General features: G+C 42.8%; 11 protein-coding genes and 1 pseudogene. All 12 read right to left on the bottom strand.

Features of this window, described 5'->3' with window-relative positions; translation table 11 throughout:
* Window positions 1-76: 76 nt before the first annotated feature.
* The gene (locus GC093_RS18180; RefSeq protein WP_171653304.1) at window positions 77-838 is read right to left on the bottom strand and encodes a tyrosine-protein phosphatase; all 762 of its coding nucleotides are present in this window, start codon (window positions 836-838) and stop codon (window positions 77-79) included.
* Between the two features lie 211 nt (window positions 839-1,049).
* Window positions 1,050-1,928 (bottom strand): YitT family protein, encoded by an 879-nt coding sequence (locus GC093_RS18175; protein WP_171653303.1) that lies wholly within the window; start codon window positions 1,926-1,928, stop codon window positions 1,050-1,052.
* A 277-nt stretch (window positions 1,929-2,205) separates the two neighbouring features.
* Window positions 2,206-3,325, bottom strand: a protein-coding gene (prfB, locus tag GC093_RS18170; RefSeq protein ID WP_171653302.1) for a peptide chain release factor 2 whose coding sequence is annotated in 2 segments (ribosomal slippage) — window positions 2,206-3,252 and window positions 3,254-3,325 — 1,119 coding nt in all. Because the reading frame shifts where the segments join, the coding sequence is not laid out codon by codon here.
* Window positions 3,326-3,421: 96 nt separating this feature from the next.
* On the bottom strand, window positions 3,422-5,932 hold the full coding sequence (gene secA, locus GC093_RS18165) for a preprotein translocase subunit SecA (protein WP_171653301.1): 2,511 nt from the start codon (window positions 5,930-5,932) through the stop codon (window positions 3,422-3,424).
* Window positions 5,933-6,094: 162 nt separating this feature from the next.
* Window positions 6,095-6,637, bottom strand: a complete 543-nt coding sequence (gene hpf, locus GC093_RS18160; protein ID WP_171653300.1) for a ribosome hibernation-promoting factor, HPF/YfiA family — start codon at window positions 6,635-6,637, stop codon at window positions 6,095-6,097.
* Between the two features lie 195 nt (window positions 6,638-6,832).
* Complete coding sequence (locus GC093_RS18155) at window positions 6,833-7,030, bottom strand: cold shock domain-containing protein (protein WP_089201641.1); 198 nt, start codon at window positions 7,028-7,030, stop codon at window positions 6,833-6,835.
* Window positions 7,031-7,558: 528 nt separating this feature from the next.
* Window positions 7,559-7,894 (bottom strand): flagellar protein FliT, encoded by a 336-nt coding sequence (locus tag GC093_RS18150; RefSeq protein ID WP_171653299.1) that lies wholly within the window; start codon window positions 7,892-7,894, stop codon window positions 7,559-7,561.
* A complete protein-coding gene (gene fliS / locus GC093_RS18145) occupies window positions 7,887-8,285 on the bottom strand; it encodes a flagellar export chaperone FliS (protein ID WP_171653298.1) in 399 nt (132 codons plus the stop codon). The genes GC093_RS18150 and fliS overlap by 8 nt, the downstream gene beginning before the upstream one ends.
* 29 nt (window positions 8,286-8,314) lie before the next feature.
* Window positions 8,315-9,874, bottom strand: coding sequence for a flagellar filament capping protein FliD (fliD, locus tag GC093_RS18140; protein WP_171653297.1), 1,560 nt, complete (start codon window positions 9,872-9,874; stop codon window positions 8,315-8,317).
* Between the two features lie 33 nt (window positions 9,875-9,907).
* Complete coding sequence (locus GC093_RS18135; protein ID WP_171653296.1) at window positions 9,908-10,318, bottom strand: flagellar protein FlaG; 411 nt, start codon at window positions 10,316-10,318, stop codon at window positions 9,908-9,910.
* 107 nt (window positions 10,319-10,425) lie between these two features.
* Entirely contained in the window at window positions 10,426-10,797 is a 372-nt protein-coding gene (locus tag GC093_RS18130) for a DUF8042 domain-containing protein (RefSeq protein WP_171653295.1), read from the bottom strand.
* Window positions 10,798-10,875: 78 nt separating this feature from the next.
* Window positions 10,876-11,145: pseudogene (locus GC093_RS18125) on the bottom strand (flagellin); the annotation flags it as partial.
* Window positions 11,146-12,038: the final 893 nt, after the last annotated feature.

The following is a 12,038-nucleotide window of genomic DNA, read 5'->3' as shown; positions in this document are numbered from 1 at the left end:
TAATAGTTTCGACAAAAATATACCACTATATTTGGTAAAAATATAGCAAATTTTTCTTTATGTACCAATTTCCTTATTAAAAAAACCACCACTTCTTTGGCTGCTTCCATGCCGGAACTGCCGCTTCTACTATCTCATTACGAACCAGCTTTTCTGCATTCATTTGATAGTAAGCCACTTGCTGCTTGCCGATTTGAGAATTAATACTGGAATAAGCTGCTCGTAATCCAAAAGCACGTCTTGTCGAATTGTGGGCATCTGAAGATACAAAATGAACCAACTGCTGCTTGCACATATTAATGCTTAGCTTCTGGATCTTGGGACCAAACATCCCATTAATGGAGTGACTCGTTACTTGAGCGAGCGCCCCCAGTTGGATTAACCGGACGAGCTTGGACGGATCAGAAGCAATCTCTGAATTTCGTTCAGGATGAGCAATTATAGGCGTCATTCCTAGAACACGTAATTCATGGAATAATTCCTCAGTGTACTTAGGTATCTCTCTTGCAGGAAATTCCACCAGAATATAGTTGGATGCATACAACGGGATGATATCCTTTGCGCTAAAAGAATCCATAAATTCCAAGTTTGTACGAATCTCTTGCCCTGGATAGATCGTCAGAGGAATATCGTGCTCATTAAGGACAATTTGGACCTCGTTCACCAATCGAATAACCCCATCGCCAGGATTCATAAATTGGCCATTTGCATGGTGTGGGGTACAAATTACGGTATGAATCCCCTCCTCCACAGCCATTTTCGCCATACGAACGGTTTCATCCATATCAGACGCTCCGTCATCAATGCCCGGGAGAAGATGTGAATGAATATCAATCATAATTTACTGCTCCTTTTACCTAATCACAAAAGCTTAAAATATTACCAAATACTATCATACTACAAAAAAAACGATAATTCTGTGAAATTTGACATATTCTTGACTATATTATGATAATAAAGCACAAAACTACTCATAAAGGCGCATAAAATCCTCTTGTATTATATCGAACATTAGAATAAAAGATTGAAGTGGTATTTTTTCATACAACTCAACTGTGAATTTTAAAACCTTCTCCAAGCACCTCATTGGTATCGCTCAAAATGACAAAAGCTCCCGGGTCCGTCGCCTTTACAAGCTCCTTCAACCGACTTACCTCTGTCTGCTTGACCACAACCATCAGCACCATTCTAGCTTCTCCCGTATATCCGCCTTTCGCTTGCAGCATTGTTAACCCTCGATCCAGCTCATTTAGAACGACTAGCCTGATAGCTTCTGTCTGCTCTGAGATAATAAAAGCAACCTTGGAATAATTGAAGCCAATTTGTACCACATTAATAGTTTTACTCGTTACGAACAAACCAATTAGTGCGTATAAAGCTTTCTCAGGGGACAACACTATTCCCGCCGTCAAAATAACCATGCCGTCCAGCATCGCCACAGCGAGGCCAAGACTCATACCTGTAAATTTATGCACCAATTGCGCAGCCAAGTCTAAACCGCCCGTTGAACCTTTCCCCCGAAAAACAAACCCAAGCCCAGTTCCAATCAAAATACCGCCGTAAATACTAGCCAACAACAAATTATCTGTTAAAGGAGGAAGCCCTCTAGTAAGCAGCACTAATAACGGCAGAAACACGGATCCAACCGCTGCCTTTGCCCCGAATTTCCCGCCAAGCACCCGCAAACCAAGTAAGAACAAAGGGATATTTAATGCCCATTGAGTAATGGCCGGCTCTATCCCTAAGACTTGTCGAATAATAATACTTATTCCTGTTATTCCCCCAGATGCGATCTCATTCGGATTTAGAAACATATTAAAGCTTATGGCAATTATTAAAGATCCCAGCAACAATAATAGATATTCACTGTACCATTGGGTGGTGTGATGTCTCTTCAAGCCTTGGTTACGCTTCTTTTTACCGGTCATAAGCGTTCGCTCTCCCTTCATTTAGGTCCAACCAATCCCAATGGCGCACAAAAAATCCTACATGCGGGTGCCCATTTTACAAAACGCAGCAGACTAAGGAGATTTATTCCTTTATTCTGATTTTCGTTATGTATTTTGGCATTACATGTAGGATTTGCTTGAATCGCTATAATTATGAACCAAAGATAATTGGTTGAGCCATCCCTCAAGGGCGGACATTTCGAACTGTAAAGTATTCTAACATATGCTTTATATTCAACACACCCGAAAGGTCTACTTAGGATTCCGAAGGATCGGATTTAATTTGCAATCGCAAGTAAGCGTCAATGAATGTATCTAAATCACCGTCCATAACAGCGCCGACATTGCCGGTTTCCGCTAAAGTGCGATGATCCTTAACCATGCTGTACGGGTGGAAAACGTAGGAGCGAATTTGACTGCCCCACGCGATATCCGAAACCTCGCCGCGAATCTCAGCAAGATGCTTCAGATTTTCTTCGATTTTCCTCTCATAAAGCTTGGAGCGAAGCATCTTCATCGCACGTTCGCGGTTCTTGATCTGCGAACGCTCCGTCTGACAGCTTACCACAACCCCCGTGGGCATGTGTGTAATCCGTACCGCAGAATCCGTGGTATTGATGTGCTGTCCGCCGGCGCCGCTAGCTCGGTACGTGTCTACCTTCAAATCCTCCGTACGAATATCCACTTCGACGTCATCGTCGATCTCGGGCATAATATCGCAAGAAACGAAGGAGGTGTGGCGGCGACCTGACGCATCGAAGGGAGATATCCGTACCAAGCGATGTACACCTTTCTCCGCTTTCAGGTAGCCGTAAGCATTATACCCCTTGATTAGCAAGGTCACACTTTTCACACCGGCTTCATCACCTGGCAAATAGTCGAGCACCTCGACTTTAAAGTCCCGTTTCTCCGCCCAGCGCCGATACATACGAAGTAGCATCTCCGCCCAGTCCTGAGACTCGGTGCCACCCGCTCCTGGATGCAGCTCCAGGATAGCATTCAGCTTATCGTAAGGCTGACTAAGCAACAGCTGCAGCTCGAAGTTTTCGAGCTTGGCTACAAGGGCCCTGATGCCCTGCTTAATGTCTGCAGCAACGCTCTCGTCAAACTCCTCTTGAACGAGCTCAGCCATCATCTCCAAATCCTCGTATTCTACCGTGAACGCCTGAATTTGATCGACTCCACCTTTGACCGCATTCATGTCTGCAATCAGCTTTTGCGCTTCTTCATTATCATCCCAGAAATCCGGCGCCGCCATCTTTTCTTCAAAGTTAGCGATTTGCTCCAGCTTCAGATCTAAGTCAAAGTGACCCCCTAAGCTCAGCTAACCGTTTAGCCGTTTCTCGTAAATCATGCTTCACATCCGGATCCAACATTCCGATCACTCCCTAATTATTCACAAGTTCGGTTATACGAAAAGGGGCCGGCAACACTTCACCGGCTACCCCAGACTCATCTATACATGATTGAGCTTAAGCTTCACCATGGCATTGCTTGTATTTCTTGCCGCTACCGCATGGACATAAATCGTTGCGTCCAATTCGATCTTCATTTACTACCGGTTTTTTCGGGGCAGGTTCACCGCCATCCGTAACGGTCATCTCAGCTTCAATCACTGGCTGACGCTCCAAATTGGCTTCTACGTGAGCTTTCATAATATACGTAGCAACTTCCTCCTGAATGCTCTGAATCATTTCCTGGAACATCTCAAAGCCCTCAAACTGGTATTCCCGCAAAGGATCGGTACCACCGTAAGCGCGCAAGTGAATCCCTTGACGAAGCTGGTCCATAGCATCGATATGATCCATCCATTTGGAATCGACCGCACGAAGCACTACAACCTTTTCAAATTCACGCATAAATTCTTCGCTGATCGCTTGCTCCCGCTCTTCATACGTGCGCATTACAAGGTCTTTGATCTGCTGGACGATCTCTTCCTTCTCCTTGCCCCATAGCTCTTCAGCAGTTAGTTGGCCTTCATGAAGGAAAGTTCCGTTAGCATAATCAATAATCGCTTGCAAATCCCATTCTTCCGGTACTAAATCATTCGGACAGTGTGCTTCTACAATCCGTTCTACTACAGGCAGTATCATACCTAGTGTAATATCGCGGATATTTGCCGATTCCATAACCTCGCGGCGCTGCTTATAAATAATTTCACGCTGCTGGTTCATCACGTCATCATACTGAAGAACAATTTTCCGAACATCAAAGTTGTTGCCTTCCACACGTTTCTGTGCCGATTCAACAGCCTTGGAGATCAGCTTGCTCTCAATGGGTTGATCTTCCTCGAAACCTAGACGGTCCATCATGCCCATGATATTCTCAGCACCGAAACGGCGCATCAATTCATCCTCCATCGACAGATAGAACTGAGAGGAGCCTGGGTCTCCTTGACGGCCTGCACGACCGCGCAGCTGATTATCGATCCGGCGGCTCTCATGGCGCTCCGTACCTATAATATGCAGCCCGCCAGCTTCATGTACACCTTCACCCAAAACAATATCCGTACCGCGGCCCGCCATGTTCGTAGCAATTGTAACTGCTCCTGGCTGACCAGCTCGTGAAACAATTTCTGCCTCTTCAGCATGGTACTTGGCATTCAATACTTTATGCTGCACGCCTTTACGCTTCAGCATTTCAGATAGACGCTCGGAATTCTCAATGGATACTGTACCCACCAGCACCGGCTGGTTCTTCTGATGGCGTTTTACGATTTCCTCTACTACAGAACGAAATTTGCTATTGATTGATTTGTAAACAACATCTGGGTTGTCCTGACGGATCATTGCGCGGTTCGTAGGTACAACGATAACTTCAAGTCCGTAAATCTTCTTGAACTCTTCTTCCTCAGTCTTCGCGGTTCCCGTCATACCGGAAAGCTTGCGATACATCCGGAAGTAATTCTGGAACGTGATTGTTGCCAGTGTCATCGATTCATTCTGTACCTGCAGGCGCTCTTTCGCTTCAATCGCTTGATGCAAGCCCTCGCTGTAGCGACGGCCGGTCATCAATCGTCCTGTAAATTCGTCGACAATGACAACCTCTTCATCTTGAACCACATAATCCACATCACGCTTCATAATGACATGCGCTTTTAATGCTTGTGTAATATGATGGTTTATCGTCACATTAGCATGATCAAACAAGTTTTCGATGCCGAATACTTCCTCTGCTTTTGTAACACCTGCTTCTGTTAGTGTGGTAGATCTCATTTTGATATCGATGGTGTAATCTTCTTCATCCTTCAATCGGCTTACAAAACGATCCGCCTGATAATACATATCTGTTGATTTGGCAGCTTGTCCCGAAATAATAAGAGGAGTCCTCGCTTCATCGACCAAGATGGAATCCACCTCATCAATAACCGCGAAATACAAAGGACGCTGTACCATTTGCTCTTTATACATAACCATGTTGTCACGCAAATAATCGAAGCCAAATTCGTTATTGGTCCCATAAGTAACATCACGAGAGTAGGCTTCCTGCTTCTCTGTATGCTCCAAATTATTCAGGTTAACGCCTACGGTCATCCCTAGAAACTCATAGATTCTTCCCATCTCCGCGCTATCCCGTTGGGCCAAGTAATCATTGACCGTAACTACATGGACCCCTCTGCCTAACAGTGCGTTTAAATAAACTGGCAGAGTTCCGACCAAAGTCTTTCCTTCACCGGTTCTCATCTCTGCGATTCGGCCTTCATGAAGCACCATACCGCCGACCAGCTGTACATCATAGTGACGCTTACCTAAAACCCGCTTGGAAGCTTCACGCACTACTGCAAATGCTTCTGGCAGCAGATCATCCAGCGTCTCACCCTTCTCTAAACGCTCACGAAACTCAACAGTTTTATTACGCAGCTCATCATCCGATAACCCTGTAACAGATGACTCTAGCTCATTGATAGCTTCGACGGTTCTCATCAGGCGTTTTATTTCACGCTCGTTGGAATCTCCGAATATTTTCTTAACGAGTCCTAACATGGGCTCATCTCCCTTTTATAAGAACGGTTTGCCTTAAATTGTAGCAGTTTGCGACAAGAGTCGCAAGAACTGTGAACCTGTATGTTTTATCTTTCTGCCATTTGCCTTGGTTTATACCTAAAAAGGAGCCTGCCGGTTAGGCAAGCTCCTGTGTGTCCTAATTTATCTGGCGGGTTCTATAAGGCCGTATTTGCCATCTTGTCTTTTATAAACTACATTAACCTGCTCGGTCAACATATTCGAAAATACGAAGAAGCTATGTCCCACCATGTTCATTTGCAGAATCGCTTCTTCTATGTCCATGGGTTTGAGTGTAAAGCTTTTGGTTCTCACCAGCTCAAAGTCTTCATCTTCATCCAATTGGACCGATGTGTCCACTTTCAATATATCACGAATACCGCCTTCTTGGCGTATCTTCCGATTTACTTTGGTCTTATGCTTTCTTATTTGCCTTTCTAGTTTGTCGCATACCAGATCAATTGATGCATACATATCCGCATTCTTCTCTTCCGCGCGGAGCATAACTCCTGTTAACGGAATCGTCACCTCGACGGTTTGCAATCCTTTAATTACACTTAACGTTACATACACTTCAGAAGTGGGGGGAGCTTCAAAGTACCTTTCCAGCTTAGTCAGCTTTTTCTCAACATAATCTCTTAATGCCTCTGTAACCTCGATATTTTCTCCGCGAATGTTGAATTTCATTGTACTTCTCCTCCTTTCATGTACCTAGTATACTATATTCCCCAAGCACCTTCAAAAATCCTCTATTATTTTCTGTCATATTTCAGAATTTTCTATCAATTTAGTGAACAAAAAAAACACCCCAGAGTTTCAGGGTGCTGTAGCTGTTCAATTTTCTATTCCCATAGGCAAAATATTGCCTAAATTACCGAATGATTATAATTTGGTAACGTTAGCAGCTTGTGGTCCGCGTGCGCCTTCTACGATATCAAACTCAACGGATTGGCCTTCATCCAATGTCTTAAAGCCCTCTGTTTGAATCGCTGAGAAATGTACAAATACATCCCCACCGTCCTCGCGCTCAATGAAACCGTAACCTTTTTCTGCGTTAAACCATTTCACTTTACCTTGCATGCCAAACATTCCCTTCATTATCAAATAAAATCAATTAGAATAAGGGCTGCGCCCACATTTTGAATATATCATCCCCAAATTGAGAATGTCAATTACCTCCACCATTTGTTGGCCAAATATTTAGAAAATTCAAGTATTAACATCATCTTAATAACTAATTCACAGGTAAAAACACCCTTATATCAAGCTTACATTGCCATTTTCAAAAAAGTTGTGCACAGAGTTATCCACATTGTCCACAGGGCAAACAAGTTTTATACACATAAATGGTGGCTAGTAAGTGATGGACTTGGGTATCTGTCCCAAATAATACAGCAGTAATTTTCAACCTGAACATAGCAAAAAACCGTACAAACCTGTTTGTACGGTGTTGTCGAGGAACATATTATACTTTAATATCCATAAAAGAACTTAAGCCTGAGGGCTGCTGCATATCGCGGGTATTTTTGGCAGGTCGTTCAAGACTAAGACTCATATTAACTCCTCCACCGCATATTTTCTTTCCTTGAAATCAAGGTAATCCTACATTTATTTACGTCTATCCATGTAGACACCATCAAAAGTATAAGCGGCTTCGTATGCGGACTTTTGCTTCTTGCTGGTTGAAAACTTGTTAGTATGGGAAGCTGCTTCATCCTGGTACGCCTGCATCTTTGCAAGGATGACTGCATCATGCTGTAATATACGCTTGGATATTGCGCTATAACGATCCTTTTCGTCCCCTTGAAGATTTGCTTGCCGCAGTTGATCAACAAGCAAATCACGTTCCTCCACAAATTCAACGAGGCTCTCAAAAGTAACATTTTCTATATTCTGGACCATCTCGATAGCTGCATTCTCCAATTGCTCGAATACCTTAAACATGTTGAACTCCAGGTGTATTTCCTTGTCTAATAACCAATGCAGCACTCATCCAGGTTTCCTTCAATTCTACTAAGAATTGTGTAACCTCTTCTACGATAGCAATATCCTTTTTGATATTACTTTCTATTAACCTGTGCAGAAGATAGTCATACAGCTTTAACAGCCCTTCCGATACTGGAGCTTTCAAATCCAGCGTGAGTACCAACTCATTAATGATGTTTTGAACTTTTCCAATATAGGTCCCTGCCTCTATGTAGTCCTTCTTCTTGATTGCTTCCATTCCTAGCTTGCAGAAACGGATCGCTCCATCGCATAACATGATCAATAATTGTGTAGGCGAAGCGGTACGAATGGAGTTTTCCATATACTTATTCTGATTTAAATTCATCATGATGAGACGACCCCCTTCAAGTAATAAGGTTAGCTGTTTGTACCAAAATTTTGTGAGATATACGATGACTGTTGGTTGTATTTATTAATGGCTGATTCCATTGCAGAAAACTGATTATAGTAACGGTTCTCAACGATTTTTAAGCGATCATTGTTGGAAGTTATTTCCCTATTCAACCTATATAGCTGTGCACCTAACAAGCTGTTGTCCAAATCTGAAGAATCATAAGCGCTTGGGAACCCTGCTTTTTGCTTGAAGCTGCTGATGGTCTTTTCCAAGTCCGAATACAGCCGTTGGGCTACTCCCATAGTTGATTTTTTGGTACGATCACCAACAGATGTAAAGATGTTTTTTACACTCTCTGGGTCAGCTTCCAATGCTGCACGCAGTTTATTTTCATCATCCAAGTACAATTTACCTTGTTCATTGTAGGCTCCCGTTGAGATACCAAGAGAGGTCAATGAATTGTATTTGCTACCGGTAGATACAGGAGTACTGGTGTCAAACCTCATACTAGTGGATGCTGCAGTTAGTATCGAGTCACTTTTTAGTAATCCACTCTTCGCCTTGGTCTCCCACAGTGTAATATCGGCTTCCTTCATATCAGCCTTTTGCTCAGTGGTTAAAGGAGTATAGTCACGATAGCGCGCTTCACTATTCTTATCGTTGACTGCCTTTAGAATCTCATTGTAATCGGTTATGAAGCTTTTAACATTCTCAACAATCTTATCTACGTCAGTTTGCACACTAATAAGAGCGCCTGCTTCAGTCGTTGGTGACTTCAACGTAAGCTTAAGCCCGTTAACTGTGAAGGTGTTGCTGTCTCGGGTAGTTTCTAAACCATTAATACTAAATACGGCTTTGTCCGCTGCTTTTCCATCTTCCTTTTTTACCTTAAATATGTTTGATAAGAAATCGCCCTTGACATCATCCAATTGAATTTTGTCCATGTTGGTTATTTTCCCATCCGCACTGATATTTGTAGCCCCCGTGTTCTTAGCACTCAACGAGACTTTACCAGACACCGAATCAAACAGGGCTGTGACATTAGTTTTGGAATTAATTCGTTTGATTACATCGTTAAATGAATCAACTGAAGGATCTACGGTTATTTCAGTCCCGTTGATTTTAAAGGACATCTTGTCAAAGACACCATTCGTTTTCGTAAAGTCGCCTGCCAAATTGATGTCTTGCATACCCAAGGTAGCGTCAATATCCAAAGTTGCATCAGCAACCTTGATATTTGACGAACTTGAATTAGAAGCAGATGTAGCCAATTTAGTCACCTTAATTGTGGTAGCTCCAACTTCTGCATCCCCTGTTGGAGTCGCACTTAGTGAATCTGTACTTCCGGATACCTCTGCCTTTTTCACTGAAAAGGTAGATTCCAGCCTATAATTGGATAGCTTGTTGGTCCGATAAGCTGATATTTTGGTATTCATCTCACGATAATCATCGCGCTGCCATTGCAAAATCTGCTTTTGCTGAAGCATCTTATCAACAGGCTTACGCTGTGCAGACATCATGTTCTTAACCATAGTGTCAATATCCATACCCGACGCTAAACCTGACATACGACTTACTGCCATTTTCATCACCTGCTTAATCTATATTAGTTTACTCTATCTGCGTTGATCTACAAATAAGCCTGCTTTTTCCATCAATTTAGATATAAAGTCAAGATTCTTTTCAGGGGGAATTTCTCTAATGAGTTCTCCTGATTCCTTGTCCAGTACTTTTATGACAATTTGCTGCGTTTGTTTATGAACTAAATATTCGAATGTTGTATTCCTGCCTTGAATAGCCTTCAAGGCCTTATCAATTGCCTTGATAAAATTCTCATCACTGATCGGAAGAAGCTCTCCATGTGATTGAGCTTGCTTCAACTCGGAAGCTGACTGAATAGTCAGAACAGCAGCCTCTGAATCCTTAATAGGATTCGTTGTGGATTCTATGGTAGTTGGTGCTGCACTTGCTGGAATAATTCGATCTGCTCCGCTGGATGTGTTGGTAATACCGTTCGTTAAACTCATACTTGAACCTCCATCCCATTTATACAACTACCTTATTTATCGGAATAAGGCTGCGGATTGTTTAGAAAAAAGCTGGGCAAATAATTAATCACAGTCGGGTGCATGATTCATTGGGAGGCGATCGATGAAAATACTTCCAAATTCATCCGTTCCTTCCACTCTATAAAGACAGGCCGTAATTGGACCTGAATGGTCGTCTGAACGGTATTCCAATCGGATGTTTCATAAGCCTCAACAACGGGTCTAATGGAATCATTAAGCATATTTACAAGGCCTTCAACCAAGTTCTCCGGAAGATCGTTTTCCATATTTAATAAAGCATTCTCGATTTCACAAAAGGCATTGACCACATCGGTAAACAGCATAATGGATTGTTCGAATAATCCTTGTTCAATCAGCTTGGAAATATGGTCAATTCCTTCTGAACATGTGACTATCAACGGCTCCATTTGTTTGATTACATCTGCATAACGTTCCATTATATCTCTTCTTCCTATGTGTAGTAGTAAAAAGAGACCTTAGTCAAACTAAGGTCTCTTTCTTCATGATGATAAAGATTAACGAAGCAATTGAAGAACGCCTTGAGGCTGTTGGTTAGCTTGCGCAAGCATGGATTGAGCTGCTTGAGACAAGATATTGTTCTTCGTGAATTCCATCATTTCCTTCGCCATATCTACATCGCGGATACGGGACTCGGAGGAAGTCAGGTTTTCTGCGGAAGTTCCCAAGTTGTTGATTGTGTGTTCCAAACGGTTTTGGAAAGCACCAAGCTTAGCACGCTCAGCGGAAACGGACTCAATAGCATTGTTCACAACGCTGATAGCTGTTTGTGCACCAGCAGCAGTGGAAACATCAACATCTTGAATGCGAAGTGCTTCTGTACCAATATCATTGATGTCAACTTTCAATGTTTGACCTTGGTTAGCGCCGATTTGCATAAACAAGGATTTGTCGGAGCTAGCATTTTGAGCTTGTTGAGTTGTAGTAAAGCTGCCGAATACAGTGTTAAAGCTAGCTACACCTGTAGTATCTACAGCTGATTTTTGAGCAGTGAAGTTCAGGTTAGAGATGTCGTTAGTTGCTCCGTCTTTACCTGTAACTTGGATTTTACCTGAAGTAGCATCCAAGGAAATAGTAGAACCTTGGAATTGGTCCAAACCACGCATTGCATTCATGATATCAGCAACAGTTGAAGTAGCTCCCACAGTTACAGAAGTTGCAAAGCCTTTACCATTCTGAGTTCCGGAGATGTTGATAACATTACCCGCAGTAATTCCTAGGTTGTTACCATCTGCATCAGCCAAAGCTTTAAGAGCCGTATTTGTTGAAAGATTACCTTTCACTGCGTCAGTACCGAATGATGTTTGGTTAACACCAGAGGAATTTACTGTAGCAGAAACGTCAGCACCGAACAATGCAGCTGCTCCTGTTTGACCAGTTCCATCAGTAACGCTAAACGCGCTTGCGCGAGAGTTCGTTGTTAAAGTCAAGTAATCAGCGCCGCCAGTAGCTTTAGTAGTATTAACTGTAATAGCTCCATCGCCAAATGCTTTGTTCAAAGCAGCTTGCAAGCCTCTAACAATGGCATCACGAGAGCTTTCTTTGGTAGTTAAAGAGCTATCTGTGTTGATTCCTGGTTGGCCAGCCAAATCGATTGAAACAGCTTTGTTGCCAAGAGTAACTGTAAATTTGGTGTCAGTAGCAGCCGCAGTCAAATCAA

The sequence above is a fragment of the Paenibacillus foliorum genome, from assembly GCF_013141765.1.
Classification (GTDB): Bacteria; Bacillota; Bacilli; order Paenibacillales; family NBRC-103111; genus Paenibacillus_S; species Paenibacillus_S foliorum.
This window is presented reverse-complemented; position numbering and strand designations above follow the sequence as displayed.